This window comes from Mycobacterium sp. E796, from assembly GCF_001672815.1.
Taxonomy (GTDB): Bacteria; Actinomycetota; Actinomycetes; order Mycobacteriales; family Mycobacteriaceae; genus Mycobacterium.
The window spans coordinates 1-17,816 of sequence record NZ_LZKK01000253.1; the positions used below are offsets into that span (position 1 = coordinate 1).

20 protein-coding genes are annotated in these 17,816 nt (G+C 68.9%); 9 read left to right on the forward strand and 11 right to left on the reverse strand.

Annotation, left to right across the window (positions count from 1 at the left end):
* From A5706_RS35305 to purM, 5 genes are all read left to right on the forward strand, one after another.
* On the forward strand, positions 1 to 114 hold a 114-nt coding region (locus A5706_RS35305), incomplete at its 5' end, for a hypothetical protein (protein ID WP_369831908.1).
* The gene (locus A5706_RS18935; RefSeq protein WP_231985353.1) at positions 102 to 716 is read left to right on the forward strand and encodes a CPBP family intramembrane glutamic endopeptidase; all 615 of its coding nucleotides are present in this window, start codon (positions 102 to 104) and stop codon (positions 714 to 716) included. The genes A5706_RS35305 and A5706_RS18935, both read left to right, overlap by 13 nt.
* 3 nt (positions 717 to 719) lie before the next feature.
* Complete coding sequence (locus A5706_RS18940) at positions 720 to 1,109, forward strand: sterol carrier family protein (RefSeq protein ID WP_068133646.1); 390 nt, start codon at positions 720 to 722, stop codon at positions 1,107 to 1,109.
* Positions 1,110 to 1,247: 138 nt separating this feature from the next.
* Positions 1,248 to 2,783, forward strand: a complete 1,536-nt coding sequence (gene purF, locus A5706_RS18945; RefSeq protein WP_068133649.1) for an amidophosphoribosyltransferase — start codon at positions 1,248 to 1,250, stop codon at positions 2,781 to 2,783.
* Between the two features lie 60 nt (positions 2,784 to 2,843).
* Positions 2,844 to 3,938, forward strand: a complete 1,095-nt coding sequence (gene purM / locus A5706_RS18950) for a phosphoribosylformylglycinamidine cyclo-ligase (RefSeq protein WP_068133652.1) — start codon at positions 2,844 to 2,846, stop codon at positions 3,936 to 3,938.
* Between the two features lie 51 nt (positions 3,939 to 3,989).
* Here purM and A5706_RS32425 read toward each other — a convergent pair whose 3' ends face one another.
* Both A5706_RS32425 and A5706_RS18955 read right to left on the reverse strand, forming a co-directional pair.
* Positions 3,990 to 4,166 (reverse strand): DUF3073 domain-containing protein, encoded by a 177-nt coding sequence (locus A5706_RS32425; protein WP_082964488.1) that lies wholly within the window; start codon positions 4,164 to 4,166, stop codon positions 3,990 to 3,992.
* 147 nt (positions 4,167 to 4,313) lie between these two features.
* The gene (locus tag A5706_RS18955) at positions 4,314 to 5,408 is read right to left on the reverse strand and encodes a folate-binding protein YgfZ (protein WP_068133654.1); all 1,095 of its coding nucleotides are present in this window, start codon (positions 5,406 to 5,408) and stop codon (positions 4,314 to 4,316) included.
* 120 nt (positions 5,409 to 5,528) lie between these two features.
* Between A5706_RS18955 and A5706_RS18960 the strand changes: the two genes are divergently transcribed.
* A complete protein-coding gene (locus A5706_RS18960; RefSeq protein ID WP_156767223.1) occupies positions 5,529 to 6,395 on the forward strand; it encodes an aminodeoxychorismate lyase in 867 nt (288 codons plus the stop codon).
* A gap of 241 nt (positions 6,396 to 6,636) precedes the next feature.
* Here A5706_RS18960 and A5706_RS18965 read toward each other — a convergent pair whose 3' ends face one another.
* The 9 genes from A5706_RS18965 to lmeA all read right to left on the reverse strand — a co-directional run bounded on the left by A5706_RS18965 (position 6,637) and on the right by lmeA (position 14,656).
* On the reverse strand, positions 6,637 to 8,169 hold the full coding sequence (locus tag A5706_RS18965; protein ID WP_068133658.1) for a sensor domain-containing protein: 1,533 nt from the start codon (positions 8,167 to 8,169) through the stop codon (positions 6,637 to 6,639).
* Positions 8,170 to 8,288: 119 nt separating this feature from the next.
* Entirely contained in the window at positions 8,289 to 10,634 is a 2,346-nt protein-coding gene (locus A5706_RS18970) for a RyR domain-containing protein (RefSeq protein WP_068133660.1), read from the reverse strand.
* 66 nt (positions 10,635 to 10,700) lie between these two features.
* Positions 10,701 to 11,369, reverse strand: coding sequence for an FABP family protein (locus A5706_RS18975; RefSeq protein WP_068133662.1), 669 nt, complete (start codon positions 11,367 to 11,369; stop codon positions 10,701 to 10,703).
* 196 nt (positions 11,370 to 11,565) lie between these two features.
* On the reverse strand, positions 11,566 to 11,868 hold the full coding sequence (locus tag A5706_RS18980; RefSeq protein WP_068133665.1) for a DUF1416 domain-containing protein: 303 nt from the start codon (positions 11,866 to 11,868) through the stop codon (positions 11,566 to 11,568).
* Between the two features lies 1 nt (position 11,869).
* Positions 11,870 to 12,703, reverse strand: coding sequence for a sulfurtransferase (locus A5706_RS18985; protein ID WP_068133667.1), 834 nt, complete (start codon positions 12,701 to 12,703; stop codon positions 11,870 to 11,872).
* Positions 12,704 to 12,739: 36 nt separating this feature from the next.
* The gene (locus tag A5706_RS18990; RefSeq protein WP_068133670.1) at positions 12,740 to 13,204 is read right to left on the reverse strand and encodes a DUF4395 domain-containing protein; all 465 of its coding nucleotides are present in this window, start codon (positions 13,202 to 13,204) and stop codon (positions 12,740 to 12,742) included.
* A gap of 107 nt (positions 13,205 to 13,311) precedes the next feature.
* Positions 13,312 to 13,401, reverse strand: coding sequence for an Ms5788A family Cys-rich leader peptide (locus tag A5706_RS35310; RefSeq protein WP_369831905.1), 90 nt, complete (start codon positions 13,399 to 13,401; stop codon positions 13,312 to 13,314).
* 29 nt (positions 13,402 to 13,430) lie between these two features.
* Positions 13,431 to 13,847 carry a thioredoxin family protein gene (locus A5706_RS18995; protein ID WP_068133673.1) on the reverse strand — a complete coding sequence of 139 codons (417 nt, stop codon included), beginning with the start codon at positions 13,845 to 13,847 and terminating at the stop codon, positions 13,431 to 13,433.
* On the reverse strand, positions 13,844 to 14,656 hold the full coding sequence (gene lmeA / locus A5706_RS19000; protein WP_068133676.1) for a mannan chain length control protein LmeA: 813 nt from the start codon (positions 14,654 to 14,656) through the stop codon (positions 13,844 to 13,846). Before lmeA ends, A5706_RS18995 begins: the two co-directional genes overlap by 4 nt.
* A 177-nt stretch (positions 14,657 to 14,833) precedes the next feature.
* Between lmeA and A5706_RS19005 the strand changes: the two genes are divergently transcribed.
* From A5706_RS19005 to pstS, 3 genes are all read left to right on the forward strand, one after another.
* Entirely contained in the window at positions 14,834 to 15,610 is a 777-nt protein-coding gene (locus tag A5706_RS19005) for a response regulator transcription factor (protein WP_068133678.1), read from the forward strand.
* Positions 15,607 to 16,530 carry a mycothiol synthase gene (gene mshD, locus A5706_RS19010; RefSeq protein WP_068133681.1) on the forward strand — a complete coding sequence of 308 codons (924 nt, stop codon included), beginning with the start codon at positions 15,607 to 15,609 and terminating at the stop codon, positions 16,528 to 16,530. Before A5706_RS19005 ends, mshD begins: the two co-directional genes overlap by 4 nt.
* A gap of 157 nt (positions 16,531 to 16,687) precedes the next feature.
* The gene (gene pstS, locus A5706_RS19015) at positions 16,688 to 17,812 is read left to right on the forward strand and encodes a phosphate ABC transporter substrate-binding protein PstS (RefSeq protein WP_082964489.1); all 1,125 of its coding nucleotides are present in this window, start codon (positions 16,688 to 16,690) and stop codon (positions 17,810 to 17,812) included.
* Positions 17,813 to 17,816 lie beyond the last annotated feature (4 nt).

Sequence of the window (17,816 nt, forward strand, 5' to 3'; positions counted from 1 at the left end):
ATCGGCGTCGTCGATCAGGCCTCGGACGCCGTCGAGATCCAGGGCCTGTTCACCGTGTCGCTGGCGGAACTGCGCGCGACGTCCGAGGCGGTGCTGCCGCGATTCTTCGGCTAGGTCAGGTTCGGGCGCTGTCGCTGGCGGCGGCGCTGGTCGGCTGGAGCTTCCTCACCCCGCGGCTGCCCTCGGCGTGGCGCGTCACCCTGCAGGCCGGCATGGGCTTGCTGCTGGTGGCGGTGACCCGCGCGTCGCCGGGCCTGCGCCCGCCGCGGCTGGGGGCGGGGATGCGGCTCGGCTCGGCCGCCGGGGCGGCCGCGGCGGGCGCGATCGCCGCGACGACCGCGCTGCCCATGGTGCGGGCCTCGATGGCGGCCCGCGATTTGCCGGTCTCCGTGCCGGGTTGGCTGCTGCTGAACATTCCCGTCGGCACCGTCTGGGCCGAAGAGGCCGCGTTCCGCGCCGCGCTGGCCGCTGTGGGCTCCCGCGCGTTCGGCCGGCGTGGCGGAAGGTTGTTGCAGGCCACCACTTTTGGGCTCTCGCACATCCCGGACGCGCGAGCAACGGGTGCGCCGGTGGTGGCCACCGTGCTGGTGACCGGGATCGCCGGCTGGGCGTTCGGCTGGCTGGCCGACCGATCCGGCAGCCTCGCCGCGCCGATGCTGACCCACCTGGCCGTCAACGAGGCCGGTGCGATCGCCGCGGTGGCCGTGCGACGCTGAGGTATGCCCGCCCGTCAAAGCGCAGACCCGGCCCAGGCCCGGCAGGCGGTGCTGGCCGTGCTGGACTGGCTGCGCGACGAGTCCCGTCCGGCCCCCGACCGCAACGCCCTGGCGGCCGCGGTGCGGCTCACCGCGCGGACACTCGCCGCGGTGGCGCCGGGCGCCAGCGTCGAGGTCCGGATCCCGCCGTTCGCGGCCGTCCAGTGCATCGCCGGACCCCGGCACACCCGCGGCACGCCGCCGAACGTCGTGGAGACCGATCCGCGGACCTGGCTGCGGCTGGCGACCGGCCTTTTGCCGCTGGACGAGGCGAAAGCCACCGGGGGCGTGACGCTGTCCGGCTCGCGGGCGGGTGAAATTGGCCACTGGTTGCCGCTGTTCGGTGTCAGCTGAATACAACCCTGAACTGCAGGTTTAGAGTTATGAATTGGGATTTTCGCCGCCCAACACGCCGGTCGGATTCGTCGGGGAGCCCGTGGTGCCCGTAGACTCCTACACGTCACCAATCGTTCGCCAGGGAGCCGCCGAACCGTGACCGTCGCTGGAGTAGAAGCATCCGAGCAGGACTTGAACTCCCCCCGTGAAGAGTGCGGCGTCTTCGGGGTCTGGGCCCCGGGCGAGGACGTCGCCAAACTCACCTACTACGGCCTGTACGCGCTGCAGCATCGCGGGCAGGAAGCCGCGGGTATCGCCGTCGCCGACGGATCCCAGGTGCTGGTCTTCAAGGACCTCGGCCTGGTAAGCCAGGTGTTCGACGAGCAGACGCTGGCGGCGATGCAGGGCCACGTCGCCATCGGGCACTGCCGCTACTCCACCACGGGCGACACCACGTGGGAGAACGCCCAGCCGGTGTTCCGCAACACCGCGGCCGGCACCGGGGTTGCGTTGGGGCACAACGGAAATCTGGTCAACACCGCTGAACTTGCCGCCCGCGCCCGCGACGAGGGCTTGATGGGCACCCGATACCCGGCCCCCGCGACGACGGACTCCGACATCCTGGGCGCGCTGCTGGCCCACGGTGCCGCCGACTCCACATTGGAACGGGCGGCGCTGGAGCTGCTGCCGACGGTGCGCGGGGCGTTCTGCCTGACGTTCATGGACGAAAACACGTTGTATGCGTGCCGCGATCCCTTTGGGGTGCGGCCGCTTTCGCTCGGACGCCTCGACCGCGGCTGGGTGGTGGCGTCGGAAACCGCCGCCCTCGACATCGTCGGCGCGTCGTTCGTCCGCGACATCGAGCCGGGCGAGCTGCTGGCCATCGACGCCGACGGCGTGCGCTCCACCCGGTTCGCCAACCCCGAGCCCAAGGGCTGCGTCTTCGAATACGTCTACCTCGCGCGGCCCGACAGCACGATCGCCGGCCGCTCGGTGCACGCCACCCGGGTGGACATCGGCCGCCGGCTGGCCCGCGAATGCCCGGTCGAGGCCGACCTGGTGATCGGCGTGCCGGAATCGGGCACCCCGGCCGCCGTCGGATACGCCCAGGAATCCGGCATCCCGTATGGGCAGGGCCTGATGAAGAACGCCTACGTCGGGCGCACGTTCATCCAGCCGTCGCAGACCATCCGCCAGCTCGGCATCCGGCTGAAGCTCAACCCGCTCAAAGAGGTGATCCGCGGCAAGCGGCTCATCGTCGTCGACGACTCGATCGTGCGCGGCAACACCCAGCGGGCACTGTTGCGGATGCTGCGCGAGGCCGGCGCCCTGGAGGTGCACGTGCGCATCGCGTCGCCCCCGGTGAAGTGGCCGTGCTTCTACGGCATCGACTTCCCGTCGCCGGCTGAGTTGATCGCCAACGCCGTGCAAGACAAAGAGGAGATGCTCGAGGCGGTGCGGCACGCCATCGGCGCCGACACACTGGGTTACATCTCGCTGCGCGGCCTGGTCGCGGCCTCCGAGCAGCCGGCGTCGCGGCTGTGCACCGCCTGCTTCGACGGCAAGTACCCGATCGAACTGCCCGAGGAATCCGCGCTCGGCAAGAACGTCATCGAGCACATGCTCGCCAACGCCGCGCGCGGAGCCGCGCTCGATGATCTGGCACCCGATGAAGTGCCGATCGTGCGCTGAGCCGGTGCTTCAAAGACGTGTGATTCCGGCGCGCAGCGCCGCCCGGTAGCCTTTATCGCGATGACGGATCCCGGAAAGAGCCCCGGACGAAACCCGGGCAGCCAGGGCATCACCTACGCGGCGGCCGGGGTGGACATTGAAGCCGGTGAGCGCGCCGTCGCGTTGTTCAAGCCGTTGGCCACCAAGGCCACCCGCCCCGAGGTGCGCGGGGGGCTGGGTGGATTCGCCGGGCTGTTCGCCCTGCGCGGCGACTACCGCGAGCCGGTCCTGGCGGCCTCTACGGATGGCGTCGGCACCAAGCTGGCGGTCGCCCAGGCGATGGACAAGCACGACACCGTCGGCCTCGACCTCGTCGCCATGGTGGTCGACGATCTCGTGGTGTGCGGCGCCGAGCCGCTTTTCCTGCAGGACTACATCGCCGTCGGCCGGACCGTCCCGGAACGCCTCAGCGCAATCGTCAGCGGCATCGCCGAGGGCTGTGTGCGCGCGGGCTGCGCGCTGCTGGGCGGGGAAACCGCCGAACACCCCGGGCTGATGGAGCCCGACCATTACGACATCTCGGCCACCGGCGTCGGTGTCGTCGAGGCCGACGACGTTCTTGGCGCCGACCGCGTCAAACCCGGCGACGTCATCATCGCGATGGGCTCGTCCGGCCTGCACTCCAATGGGTACTCGCTGGCCCGCAGCGTCCTGCTCGAGATCGACCGGATGAACCTGGCCGGTTATGTGGAGGAGTTCGGCCGCACCCTTGGTGAAGAGCTGCTGGAACCGACCCGCATCTACGCCAAAGACTGCCTGGCCCTGACCGCCGAAACCCATGTCCGGACGTTCTGCCACGTCACCGGCGGCGGGCTCGCCGGCAACCTGCAACGCGTCATCCCGCCCGGGCTGGTCGCCGAGGTCGACCGCGGCACCTGGACGCCCGCGCCCGTGTTCGCCATGATCGCCCAGCGCGGCCGCGTGGCGCGTGAGGAGATGGAGAAGACGTTCAACATGGGCGTCGGCATGATCGCCGTCGTCGCTCCCGAAGACCAAGACCGCGCCCTGGCCATCCTGACCGCCCGGCATCTGAACTGCTGGGTGCTGGGCACCGTCGGCAAAGGCGGAAAAGACGGCCCGCGGGCCACACTGGTCGGGCAACACCCGAGGTTCTGACAGAGAAACTGTGCCGACGCTCAGCGCATCGGCACAGTGGTGGCGAGAGGTTCAGCGACGCCAGTCGTCGGGGTCGTCCCAAGATTCGTCTTGGCCGTCGTCGCCGGGTTCGTCGGCGGTCGTGCCCGACAGCTCCTGCTGTAGCCGCTGAAAATCGGTCTGCGGAGAACTGTATTTGAGTTCTCGTGCAACCTTGGTCTGCTTTGCCTTAGCCCGGCCGCGGCCCATGGGGGAACCCCCTCGCGCAATAACGGAGCGGCCTAACGAGTAGGCGGCTCCGATCTCTTGGTGTCGTTATTGTCCTGCCGACAGTTTACCGTGCCTCACGGTCGGGTGTCGGTGACCCCTGTCCGCTGTGGCGGACCTCATCGAGCATTATCTCGCACCGCCCCGCAACCGTTCAACGGCTCGCCGTCCCGCGCCGACGTGTTCGGTGGCGGGCAGGGAATCGGCGTCGATTGCCGCGGCGACATCGCCTTGCTGGCCGGTCGTCAGTTGGGTGTCCGCGGGCAGGCCGCGCTTTACGAGTGCCAGCGCCACCGGCCCGAGGTCGATGTGGTCGACCACGGTTCCAAGCCGTCCGACGGAGCGACCGCCGGCGAGCACCGCGTCTCCCGTGGCGGGCCGCTCCACCGAGCCGTCGAGGTGCAACAACACCAGCATCCGCGGCGGTTTGCCCAGGTTGTGCACTCGCGCGACGGTCTCCTGGCCGCGATAGCAGCCCTTGTCCAGGTGCACGGCCCCCTCGCCGGGACCACCGATCCACCCCACCTCGTGCGGGATCGTGCGCTCGTCGGTGTCGACGCCGAGTCGCGGCCGCAGCGCCGCCACCCGGTGGGCCTCGTAGGCCCACACCCCGGCGGCGCGCACGCCGGCCGCCGCCAGGCGCTCCCGCCAGCCGGCCGCCTCGCCGCGCGGAACCAGCAGATCCAGTTCGATCTGGCCGGCCGGGGAGCCGGGCATCCGCCGCGCGAAGCCGCCGCCGGCGACCGGAACCGCGGTCAGCTCGGCGGGCAAAGCGTCCAGGCCCAGCGCGTCGAGCACTGAAGGGTCGGCGAGTCGCGGACCCAGCAGTGACAACACCGCCAGATCCGCACCGCTCGGAGTGACCTCGGACCAGAACACCATCTTGCGCAGGTATTCCAGCAGCGGCTCACCACGCCACGGTTCAGTGTCGAGGTAGGTCGTGCCGCCCAGCTCCGTCTGAATCCAGTGGTCCTCGACGCGGCCCTGGCCGTCGAGGCTGAGATTTTGCGTGCTCGCGCCCTCGGGCAGTTCGCTGACGTGCTGGCTGGAGATGGTGTGCAGCCAGGTCTGCCGGTCTTTTCCGGTCAGGGTGAGGACCGCGCGGTGCGAGCGGTCGACCAACACCGCGTCGGTCTCGGCCGCCCGCTGCTCGCCCAACGGATCGCCGTAATGCCAGACCGCGCCGGCGTCGGGTCCGGGATCGGGCGCGGGGACGGGATTCACGCACTCAACTCTACGGACGGGCGCTCCGCCGAGTGTGCGGCCAGCCGCACGCTCGACCGCGACTGTGCGGCCAGCCGCACGCTCGCGGCTAGGCTACGCTCCATGGCCGACCAGACGGGTGTGATCCTCACGCTGGACGGCGAGGCCCATCCGCCTGGCGCGCCGCTGTTGCACGCCGACGACCTGGCGGCCGTTCGGGGCGACGGGATCTTCGAGACGCTCCTGGTGCGCGACGGGCGTGCCTGCCTGGTCGGCTCCCATCTGCAGCGCCTGACGCAGTCCGCCAAGATGATGGACCTGCCCGCGCCGGACCTCGCCGTGTGGCGAAATGCCATCGAGGAGGCCGCGCGGCGGTGGGCCGCGGGCACCTCCGACGAGGGCGCGATGCGCCTGATCTACACGCGTGGCCGCGAGGGCGGTTCGGCGCCGACCGCCTACGTGATGGTCAACCCCGTCCCGGAAAGGGTGACCGCGGTTCGCCGCGACGGGCTCGCCGCGATCACGCTGGATCGCGGGCTGCCGGCCAGGGGCGCCGACTCCATGCCGTGGCTGTTGGCCGGCGCCAAGACGCTGTCGTATGCGGTCAACATGGCCGCCCTGCGGCACGCCGCCCGGCAGGGCGCCGGCGACGTCATCTTCGTCAGCTCAGACGGCTACATCCTGGAGGGCCCACGCTCGACGGTCGTCATCGCCGCCGAGCCGGGCGCGGACGGGAATCCGTGCCTGCTGACTCCGCCGCCCTGGTATCCGATCCTGCGCGGCACCACGCAACAGGCGCTCTTCGAGGTGGCGCGCGCCAAGGGCTACGACTGCGACTACCGCGCGCTGCGGGCCGCGGATTTGCATGCCGCCCAAGGCATTTGGCTCGTGTCGAGCATGACCCTGGCGGCTCGGGTGCACACGCTCGACGGACGTCGACTGCTTCGATCTCCGATCGCCACCGAATTCGCCGAACTGGTCGACGCGGCCATCGTCAGCGATCGCTGAGCGCTGAATTCTGTTGTCGGCTCGCGCAATGCCGGGTACGGTCGGCCGTACACAGGAAAGGAGGTGGTCCGCGAAATTGATAGCTTCATGGACATGTGAGGTGGCTACGCGCTAGCTGCATTGGCTCGGAAGAGCTAGCGATCAACGCGCGCTGGCGAATTCCCCGTAGCCACCCGGCCCCCGAGTTTCCGGTCAGTCCAACCAGGAGTTTTGCTCGGGGGCCGCTCCATGTCCGGGCACGTTATTGCGCGATCCTTGCCGAGATCTGCTCGGCGACCCGGCCGGCTTGACCGGTCTCGGCGTCCGGTCCGCACACCAGCACGTCGATCACCACATCGGAGACGGCGCGCAGCGCGTGGTGGCAGATCCTGGTGCCTTCCGTTTGCGTTCGCCCTTGCGCGATCCGGGGCGGGTCGCCCGCGAGCTCCGCGAACTTCCATCCTTCTGCCCGACCGTTGTAGGTCAGCGTGACCGCCTGTCCCGCGCAGGCCCTCCACTTGTCCGCGGACGTCTGCACGAACGCGCTTGCCTTATCGGCCGACGGGAAGGCCACCACGGATTCGAAGACGCGGTGGGACGGCTCTTCGCCGGCCGTGTGCACGGCCTGGGCGGCCACCGCGATGTACCCGCTGTCCTTGTAGGCGGCGTCGGCGATGGGTTCGTAGGCGCCGATGCAGTCCGGGTTGGACAGCGTCCACTTGGGATTGCGCATCCCGTTGGTTTTTTCGGAGACGACCATGTTGGGGTCGGCGACAATGGGGCCCACTTCGAGCGGGCCCAATAGGAACGAATCCAGCTTTGTCGCATTCCCGCTGAAATTGGAATTCGCCGGGGAATTGGGGACGGCAGCGGAATTCGGGCTGGGTGCCGGCTTGGCGGCGGGTTTGCTTTTGCCGCCCTGACTCATGAGCACCACCACGACCGCGATGATGGCAACCACCACCACGGCGGCGGCACCGATGACGATCAGCCGGGTGTTGGCCCCGCCACCCTTGGCCGCGCCGCTGCCGACCGCGGCGGTTGTCGGCGGGGCCGGCTCCGCGCTGACGGGCTGGGGACCGGTGCCGGCCTGGGTCGCCGGGGGCGACGCGTCGGTATCCGACGCGGGCGCCCCGTCTTTAGCCTCGATTTCAGCCAGCACGTTGTCGATTTCGGTTCGGGTGCGGTAGGTGACATCGTGCCGCAGTCGCAGCATCCGCAGCAGCTGGGCGATGTCGCCCCGAGCGCTGGGATCGTCGCCGTCCTCGTCGAACCCTTGCCGTAGCTCGACCAACAGTTGTAGCTGCTGCTGGGGGCTGAGCTCCTTTTCGGCCAGGGTGTTGCCCAATCGCGTTATGTAGCCGAAGGGCACCGGGGGCTCCTCGGGCAGCGGGTCGGGCAATGGCTGGGGTTTGGCCTGCAGCGAGTGCACCGCGGTGACCAATTGGATGCCGGCGTCGACCGTGGGGTTCCGGTAGTCGATGATCTGCAACGCGGCAAGCGGATTCACGCGCATGCTGTCGATGTCGCCGATCCGCACCGGCAGGATCGGCCGGTTGAGGGCCTGCGCGTAGCGCAGCTCGGACTGACTGGGCTTTGACTGCAACCAGTTGTTCGACAGCGCAACGACGAACACGTCGCAGGAGCGGATCTGCTCGAGGATCGTGTTCCACCACGAGTCCCCGCCGCCCAGTTCCTGGTCGAACCAAACCTGTTGTTGGGCGCGCCGGAGGGCGGAAGTCAGAGCGTCGACTGTCGACCTGTCCTGGCTCGAGTAGCTGATGAACAGCGGCATCGCTGTCTCCTAGCGTGAGGCGGAGCGAACGACTGGGGCGAAAGCCTGCATGCGGCGATTTCGCATGCGCCGATACCGTATCAGTGTTGGGCCCTACAGGGATGCGCAAATATTCACTGTCATTTTGGCGCGGGGGCATCCGGCACTTCGGTGTAACGGCGCGCGAACTCCTCACCGGGAACCGGCCATTGCTCGCCGTTGGATCCCCGCACAATCCAATCGCCCTCGGCCGCCGTGGCGGCGCCCTCCAAGGTGTTGACCGTCTCACCGGCTTGAGCCGGTCGCGCCAAAACCCTGCCCTTGCGCCGCCATCGGCCGTCGCCGGCGGGTTCGTAGGTGTCCCGGAAGATGTCGTCACGCACCGACCACACCTTTCCGTCGTCCTGCACCGCCCAATCGCCCGCATCCGCACGCATGGTGTGCCCCGAGTCCGACGTCCAGGTCCACGGCGTGCTTCGTTGCTCCGCCGTCACCGTCCCCGACCGAGTGAAGCTCTGCCACAGTGGGCGCGACCGGTAGCCGAGTTGCCGCAGGCTCCACAGCGTCGCGGCCAGGCTGCGCACGGCCGCGGTGAGTAGCTCCGGCTTGCTTTCCACCACCGACCAGTCGACCAGCTTGTCGTGGATCTTGCGCGAGTCGTCGCGATTGGGCCCGTACTTCCAGCCGTTGCGCCGGTAGTAGCGGCACCAGTCCTCGTGTTCCGCCCGCGCCATGCTCATGGCCGAGGGGTGGTCGAAGCCCATCAGGGCAAGTTGTTCCAGGGGTGGCGAATCGGCCATGTCGCGGCCGGACAACTGGGCCGGCGGGGTGCCCCAGGTGTTCCACGTGTGACCCGCGATCTGTTCGACCATCCACAGCGCGTTGCGCACCTGACGTCTGTTCGAACCGCGATAGAACTCACTGAGCTCGTCCCACGGCATCGCCGCCGGGGAACGCGGCGCCTGGGGGTCGATGGTGGCGACGTAGCGCTCGTGAATCAGCCTCGCCGCGCGTTCCCACGCGTCCTGAATCAAGCCCTCGCGGGTGTCCAGCACCAGGGAGTAGGACTGCAGCGAGCCGACGACCTGGATGGCGTCGTCGGCGATGTTGGTGTTGAGATCCGAAACGAACACCGGCATGTCGGGAAAGCGGGCGGCCAGCCGGGTGCCGATCGTCGCGGCCAGGGTGTCCACCAAGATCACCGCGCTCGCGGCCGGCTCGGCATCGCCGAGCAATCGGAGCATCATGGGCACCGTCGGCGCCTCCGGCACCGCATCGATCGTCGGCCCCTCCGACAGGAATCCCGCTTGCTGGCGGTAGAACTCGTGGTCGCGCACGTACTCTTCGGCGTCCCGTTCGACGAGGGTGAGCGCGGGCAACGGCGATGCTCCGGGCGGGGTGAAGAAGTCGCGTTCCAGGGCGCGGCGGGTCAGGTCCGCGCAAATGGCGAGCGTCAATTGCGAAGTACCGCAGACGAATACACGTTTTGTCCGGCCGGTCGCGATGATGCCGTCGAGCAGCCGGCCGGCGGTCACCTCATACTTGCCGACGACGTCGGCGGCCCACCGGGTGTCGGACCCGCCGAACTGCTGGGCCCGCCAAGCCTTGGCCAACCAGGGGTCGTCGATGCGCACGATGAGGGGCAACCGCTGCTTGTGGTCCAGCTCCGCTAGTCGGCGGCTGATCTGGTCGAGCCACAACAGGTTGGTCGCCGGGTCGCGCGCCACCAAGTACAACCGGGAAAGGTGTCGCCACAGCCGCAGTGACACCAGGGTGGCGGGCCTGTTGAAGTCCACCAGCACCACCCGGGCGCCTTGCCTGCGGGCCCGCTGGACGCGGTCGTCACCGGCATTGGTGATGACGACCAAGGTGGTGCGCCGGTCCAGTGTGCGCGCGACCGCGCTGATCATCGACTGGCTGTCGTCGTCGATGCCGACGATCGCGGCGACGTGCTCGGCGAGGTTGGCGCGCAAGCGGTCCACCTGGGACCGGAAGGCCCCGACCGCGATCCCACCCAGGCCGGTGAAGATCGCCGCCAGCGCCACGATGCGCGCGAGTTCCAGCCCGACCGGGGTGGGGCTCGGGCAGGTGCGCCCGCTCAGCGAGAAGTCACTGGTGCTGCCCTTGACCAACTGGGCCGTGGCCATCAGCGGGGTGAAGAAGGCGGGATGGTTGGGGTCGTGACACCCCCAGTACGAGCTGAGGCCCAGCACGGCGCCCATCGCGACGAGGACGGCGATCACGGTGAAGGAGACGCCCACCACCCGGTGGCTGGTGCTCGACCGGAAGCTCAACACGCACGCCGCGATCAGCACGGCGATGACGATGGCGAGCGTCGGCATCGATCCCGGACGCCCGAACCATCGCAGCCAGTCGGGCAGCGCGTCGAGGATCGAGGGGACCAACGCCAGCGCGGCCAGGTACCCGACCAGCAGCAGGCCAACCCCGGACACGACCCAGCGAATTACTTGCCGGAGTGTACCCATCGGCCGACCTCCCTCACCCGAGCGTCGTCGCGGTGAGGTTATCTTGGCGCGTGCGCTTGGCGGTGACTATCCGGCGAACCGCGACAGCCGCGCCGAAAGATGAGGCACCAGGCCGCCGTCGGCGTCCACCCGCTCCTCGACATAGGCCAGGTCGCCGCCTTCGACGATGCCGTACAGCCGCTTGGCGCCACCGACCAGCAGCCCCGACCGGCTGCGGGCCAGCGCGTCGGTCACCAGCTCCCACGACGACTGCGTGCGGGGCCGCCCGTAGAACAACTCGATGTACCCGGCCGAATGGGCCAACAACAACTCGATCGCCTGCGACTCGGTGGGATCGTCGTCGGGATCGCTGACGAAGCGCCAGAAGCCCGTCTCGCGCAGGCCCGGTTCGCGATACCCGCCCGCCTCGTCGAGCCGCCAGGAGCGAGCTTCCCAATTCAGATAGTCGCCGCCGTCGTGCGAGACCACGATCTGCTGGCCGAACCGGTAATCCCCGTCGGGTCCGCGGCCCTCGCCCTCGCCGCGCCACACCCCGACCAGCGGCAGCAGCGCCAGCAGCGCGTCGTTGAGGTTCGCCCCTTGGCGCAGATTGGCGGTGTCGGCGGGCACCGGCAGGTCGTCGAAGCCGGGGATGTTGCGGGCCGCGGTCACCTTGGCGCGTTCGGCGGCGGCCGCGACGGCGCGGTCGCCCGAGCCGCCGGAAACGACTGGGCCGTCAGGGTCTTCGGAGGTCAACCGCGCCGCTCCTCACCGTCGCTGCGCGCTGCATCGTCGCCGGCGCGGGTCACGACTCGTCAGTGATGAGCCGGTAGAGGGTGTACAGCGCGAACCATGAGATGACCACGACTGCGACGACCAGCATGATCTCGAAGAAGAGCACCACGGGGACGAGTCTATTCGTCCCGCGGATGCCCGGGGACCGGCCGGCCCGTCAGGCGATCTTGACGTCGACCTCGTGAATGCCGGCACCCGACGGCGCGACCACGGCGTCGCCGTTGCCGACGGGGGACAGCGCGCGCAGCGTCCACGACCCCGGTGCGGCGAAGAACCGGAAGTCACCGGTGGCCGACGCGACCACCTCGGCAGTGAACTCGTCCGACGAGTCCAGCAGGCGGACGAATGCGCCACCCACCGCCTGACCGTCGCCGTCCACGACCCGTCCGGTGATGACCGTTTCCTTCTCCAGATCGACGCTGGCGGGCAACGTCAGTCCTTGCTTCGGTCCAGAGCACATATCAGCTTCCCAACTCGATCGGGGCACCCACCAGGGAGCCGTATTCCGTCCAACTGCCGTCGTAGTTCTTGACGTTTTTATGGCCGAGTAATTCCCGCAGCACGAACCAGGTGTGCGACGAGCGTTCCCCGATTCGGCAGTACGCGATGGTTTCCTTCGTTCCATCCAGGCCGGCGTCGCCGTACAGCTTGGCCAGCTCCTCGTCGGACTTGAAGGTGCCGTCCTCGTTGGCGGCCTTGCTCCACGGGACGTTGATCGCGCCCGGGACGTGGCCCGGCCGCTGGCTTTGCTCCTGGGGCAGGTGCGCCGGCGCGAGGATCTTGCCCGAGAACTCGTCGGGTGAGCGCACGTCGACGAGGTTCTTGACGTTGATGGCCGCGATGACCTCGTCGCGGAAGGCCCGGATGGTGTTGTCCGGCGGGGCCGCGGTGTATGACGTCGCCGGCCGGTTGACCGTGTCGGTGGACAGCGGGCGCCGGTCGAGCTCCCACTTCTTGCGGCCGCCGTCGAGCAGCTTGACCTTCTCGTGACCGTAGAGCTTGAAATACCAGTAGGCGTAGGCGGCGAACCAGTTGTTGTTACCGCCATAGAGGATCACGGTGTCGTCGTTGGCGATGCCGCGGTCGGACAGCAGCTTCGAGAATTGCTGCGCGTCGACGAAGTCACGTTTGACCGGGTCCTGTAAATCGGTGCGCCAGTCCAGCCTGACCGCTCCCGGGATGTGGCCGGTGTCGTACGCGCTGGTGTCCTCGTCCACTTCCACGAAGACGACGTTCTCGGCGTCGAGATTGCTCTGGGCCCAGTCTGCGGAGACCAGGACGTCGGAGCGTGCCATGGATGGATTCCTTTCGGTTGCTGCTGACGAACGGGGCTAGGAGGGGGTCGGCCGCAGGCGCGCGACCAGCGGGTAGAGCTGGCAGCCCAGGCAGATGCCGAAGGCGGCGTTCAGGAACGCGGCAACCAGCGCGAACGCGGTGGCGATGACGCCGACCAGGAAGGCGCCGGCGGCGAATCCCGCCGCCCCGACGACCGCGAAGATCAAGCCGACGAGTTGGGCGAACTTCAGTGGCGCGACCGGTTCGCGTTCGGTGACCGGCCCCAGCCGGGGCGCCACGACGGTGGCGAACACCCGCCCATAGGGATGCCGGCGCGGGCCGCCGACGGCGCCGATCGCGAAGATCACGGCCTGCACCGCCAGAATGACCGCGGCCGCCAGGGGGCTGGCGGCCGAAACGACGAGGGCGGCGACCAGGACCGCGGTGGTGACCCAGGCGGCGAACCGGGGTCCGCGTACGTCGACGCGGTCCGGCTCGACCGCGGTGTTGCTGCTCGGCACGCTATTACTCCTAGAAATCTTGTTGCGCGGAAATCGGGGGAGGCACGCCTTGGAAAGCCTCGGTGGGGGTCCGAAGCTGCTCCGAGTGCGCGCGGGGGCGCCGCTACTCAGCAGCTACAGCGACAACAACAACCCGCGATGCGGCACAGATCGACTGTGCGGCGCGTGGTGAGCATGGGCTCAAGGCGGGCTGACACGTCGGCAAGCTTACCCAATGACCTGGCGCTCAAGCCAACAGCGGCTGCAGCACCGAGCGCAGGTCGGCGGCCTTGGGCACGCCGGAGGCCCGGTATCGCTGCTGCCCGTCGGCATCGAAGATCAGCGTGGTGGGCAGGGACAGCACTGAAAACCGACGGGCCTTCGCCGGATCGGCGTCCAGGTCGATCTCGAGGTGCGCCACCTCGCCCATGTCCTCGCAAACCTGATGCACCACCCGGCGGACCCGATCACAGGGCCCGCACCACGCGGCGCTGAAATGCACGATGGTGGGCCCGCTGCGGGAAAGGCCCAGGTCCGCTGTGTCGGGCTCGGCGCTTTGAGCAGAGGCGACCTCGCGGACGTGTCCGGAGCGGCGCGTAAACAACCATCCGCCGAGGCTTGCGACGAGCAAGGCCGCCACGATCGCGACAACGACGGTCATCATGACTGCTTAAACCCCTCGAGCGTCAGGGTTACTCCCTGGGTGACTCCTTCGATGATGATGTCGGAGCCGCGAGCGCCCTCCGTGGTCGGCGCCACGCCGAACGGGAGCCGCTGATTGGGCAGCCTGGTGCTGAAGGCGCGCAGGACGGCGTCCCGCTTGGCGTCCGGAACGGTTTGGTTGGCGGTGTCGGGCCCGGTGAGGACGCCGGTGGGGGTGACCACCAGCGTCGCGGGGTCGTCGGGGGCGATGGACAGGTCGACCGAGACGCTGACCCGGTGGTCGAAGTCCGCCGATTTGGGGGTGCCGCTGAACACCAGGCCGTGGCTGTCGGAGATGCCCGAGGCGGTGACGCCCCCGGTGGCGGTGTTCGTCTCCCTGGGCGGCGCCTCGACCATCAGGTCGGTTATGCCCATGTAGCGGCCCAGGTGGATCGAGTCGACGATGATGCGGCTCTCCAGCCTGCCCACCGGCAGCTTCGCGTCGGGCCTGATCAGCCACGACGCATAGCTCAGGTCGACCGAATACATGGTGGCCTCGAGGGTGGCCTTTCCTACCATCGCGTGATCGATCGCGTTGGCCTTGATCTCCACCTGGCTGTAGTGCCGCCGCAGCGCCTGCGGGATGAAGGGAAATGCCACGATGGCGACGAACGGGTCGGACCCCAAATTCGCCACCCTGCGCACGCTGCTGGACAGCCGGTATTCGGCGTAGATGCTGGTTCCGTAGTCGACGCCGACGGCGCCGATCACGATCACGGCCACGGCGACGGCCGTCGCCCCGACGCCGATCAGCACCTTGCGCATGCGCATATTGTCGCGTAATACGATGGCCGCCGTGCCGCGGACCGTCCGGTGGCGGGCCTCACAGTGGCGTATACCCTGCACCAAAATGGCAGGTGGCACGTTATCGTTAGATGACCTGGCAACCAACGCGTCGTGGCGTTATCGAAATTGGGAGACGCCTTTCCCACGATTTGGAGGGGCTTTTTGGAGCTTTTACTGCTGACCTCGGAGCTGCATCCCGATCCGGTGCTGCCGTCGTTATCTCTGCTTCCCCACACCATTCGGACGGCGCCGCCAGAACCCTCCTCATTGCTGGAGGCCGGAACCGCGGACGCCGTGCTCGTCGACGCGCGCACCGACCTGTCGTCGGCGCGCGGTCTGTGCCGGCTGCTGAGCACGGCGGGCCGGTCGGTCCCCGTCCTGGCGGTGGTGAGCGAAGGCGGCCTGGTCGCCGTCAGCGCCGACTGGGGACTCGACGAGATCCTGCTGCCCAGTACCGGGCCCGCCGAGATCGACGCGCGGCTGCGGCTGGTGGTCGGCCGCCGCGGCGGGCTGGCCGACCAGGAGAGTGCCGGCAAGGTCAGCCTCGGCGAGCTCGTGATCGATGAGGGCACCTACACCGCGCGGCTGCGGGGCCGCCCCCTCGATCTGACCTACAAAGAGTTCGAGTTGCTCAAGTACCTGGCCCAGCACGCGGGCCGGGTGTTCACCCGGGCGCAACTGCTGCACGAAGTGTGGGGTTACGACTTCTTCGGCGGCACCCGCACCGTCGACGTCCACGTGCGTCGGCTTCGGGCCAAACTCGGGCCGGAGTACGAGGCCTTGATCGGCACGGTGCGCAATGTGGGTTACAAGGCCGTCCGCCCGGCGCGCGGCCGCGCGCCGTTGTCCGGACCCGATGATGTCGATGCCGTCGACGACGCCGAGGCCGACGCCGAGGAGCTGCAACACCCGCTGGGCGACCCGCTGCGCAGTCAGTGAATTCGCCGGAGTGGCGCTCCACTCTGACCGCCGATGAGCAGCGGAGGGTGCGCGAACTCGTCTCGGCGGCAACCGATTTCGACGGCGTGGCGCCGGTGGGCGAACAGGTGTTGCGCGAACTCGGGCACGGCCGCACCGAGCACCTGCTGGTCACCCGCGGCCAACCGGGCCCGATCGACGGCTATCTGAATCTCAGCCCGCCCCGCGACGGCGGCGCGGGCATGGCCGAAATGGTTGTACACCCGCAGGCACGCCGGCGCGGTATCGGTGCGGCGATGGGGCGCGCGGCGGTGGCCAAGACCGCCGGGCGCAACCAGTTCTGGGCGCACGGCACCCTGGAGCCGGCCCGGGCGACCGCAGCGGCACTCGGCCTCGTCGCGGTCCGCGAGCTGGTCCAGATGCGACGATCGCTGCGCGACGCCGGCGACCCGGTGCCGCCCGCTCCCGGGGTGCAGATCCGTACCTACCAAGGCACGTCCGACGACGCCGAGCTGTTGCGGGTCAACAACGCCGCGTTCGCCTACCACCCTGAACAGGGCGGGTGGACCGAAGCCGACTTGGCGGAGCGGCGCAGTGAACCCTGGTTCGACCCGGCCGGCTTGTTCCTGGCGTTCGGCGCCCCCGATGGCGAACAGGCGGGCAGGCTGCTGGGCTTCCACTGGACCAAGGTCCACCTTGACCGACCGGGCCTCGGGGAGGTCTACGTCGTCGGCGTCGACCCCGCCGCGCAGGGCCGGCGTCTGGGGCAGACGCTGACGGCCACCGGAATTCAGTACCTGGCAGGCCGGCTGTCCGGCTCGGCCGAACCCACCGTGATGCTCTACGTGGAGTCCGACAACGTCGCCGCCGTGCGGACTTACCAGCGCCTGGGGTTCACCAGCTACAGCGTCGACACCGCGTACGCGCCGCCGCCCGGCTGACGCCAGCCGTGTGGACGCGAAGTGTTCACGTTGCATTCATCTCTACCGACTTTTGTGGGTCTGGTCGCCGCATATTTTCGCGGTGACTGGCAACCTCCTTGGGGAAGCGGCCAGCGGCGCCCGCAGCCGTCCCGGAATGCGTCAGAAAGCGAGATCGGTGAGGCTCGACAGGCAGGGGAGGGCGCTGGCGGGGGTCGTGCTGGCGCTGGCCGTTTGCGCTGAAGCCCTGACCGCCTGCGACAGCGACGACAACCACCGCGGCGCTTCGCCGACCACCCTCTCGGGGCCCACCGGCACGGCGGGCTGCGGCGGCAAGAACGGGTTGACGGCGGAGGGGTCGACCGCTCAGCAGAACGCGATGGCGCTGTTCAACCAGGTCTGGGGGCAGTACTGCCCGGGCAAGGGCGTGTCGTACAACCCGACCGGATCGGGCGCCGGCCGCGAGCAGTTCATCGCGGGCCACGTCGACTTCGCCGGAACGGATTCGCCGCTGGTCGCCGACCAGATCGGCCCGGCCGCCAAACGCTGTGACGGAAACCCGGCCTGGGACCTGCCGCTCGTCTTCGGCCCGGTCGCGCTGGTGTACAACCTGCCCGGCGTTTCGAACCTGGTCCTCAGCAGTGACGCCCTGGCCAAGATCTTCAGCGGCCGGATCACGGTCTGGAACGACCCGATACTCGCGGCGCTCAATCCCGGCGTGGCGCTGCCCGCTACCAACGTGGTGCCGATCTACCGGTCGGACTCGTCGGGAACGACGGATAACGTCCAGAAGTACTTGACGGCCGCCGCGCCGCAGAGCTGGACCCGCGGCGTGGGCACCGAGTTCCAGGGCGGCGTCGGTGAAGGGGCCACGAAGTCGGTCGGCGTGATCCAGGCGGTGCGGTCCACACCGGGCGCCATCGGGTACGTCGAGAAGGGGTTTGCCGACCAGGGCGGTTTGCCGTACGCCCTGATCGACACCGGCAGCGGCGTGGTTCCGCTCACCAGCGACACCGCCAACAAGGCCATCCAGACGGCCAGCTTCGTGGCCGATGGCAACGATCTGGTGCTCGATCTGAACCCGATGTACGCCGCCCAGCAGCCGGGTGCGTACCCGCTGGTGCTGGCCACTTACGAGATCGTCTGCTCGAAGGGCTACGACCCGGGTACCTCCGCGGCGGTCAAATCGTTCCTCGGCGTGGCGGCGACCAACGGGCAGGAGGGCCTCGCGTCCGCCGGATATGTCCCGCTGACCGATAAGGTCAAGGGGCGATTGGTTACCGCGATCAACGCCATGCAGTGACCGG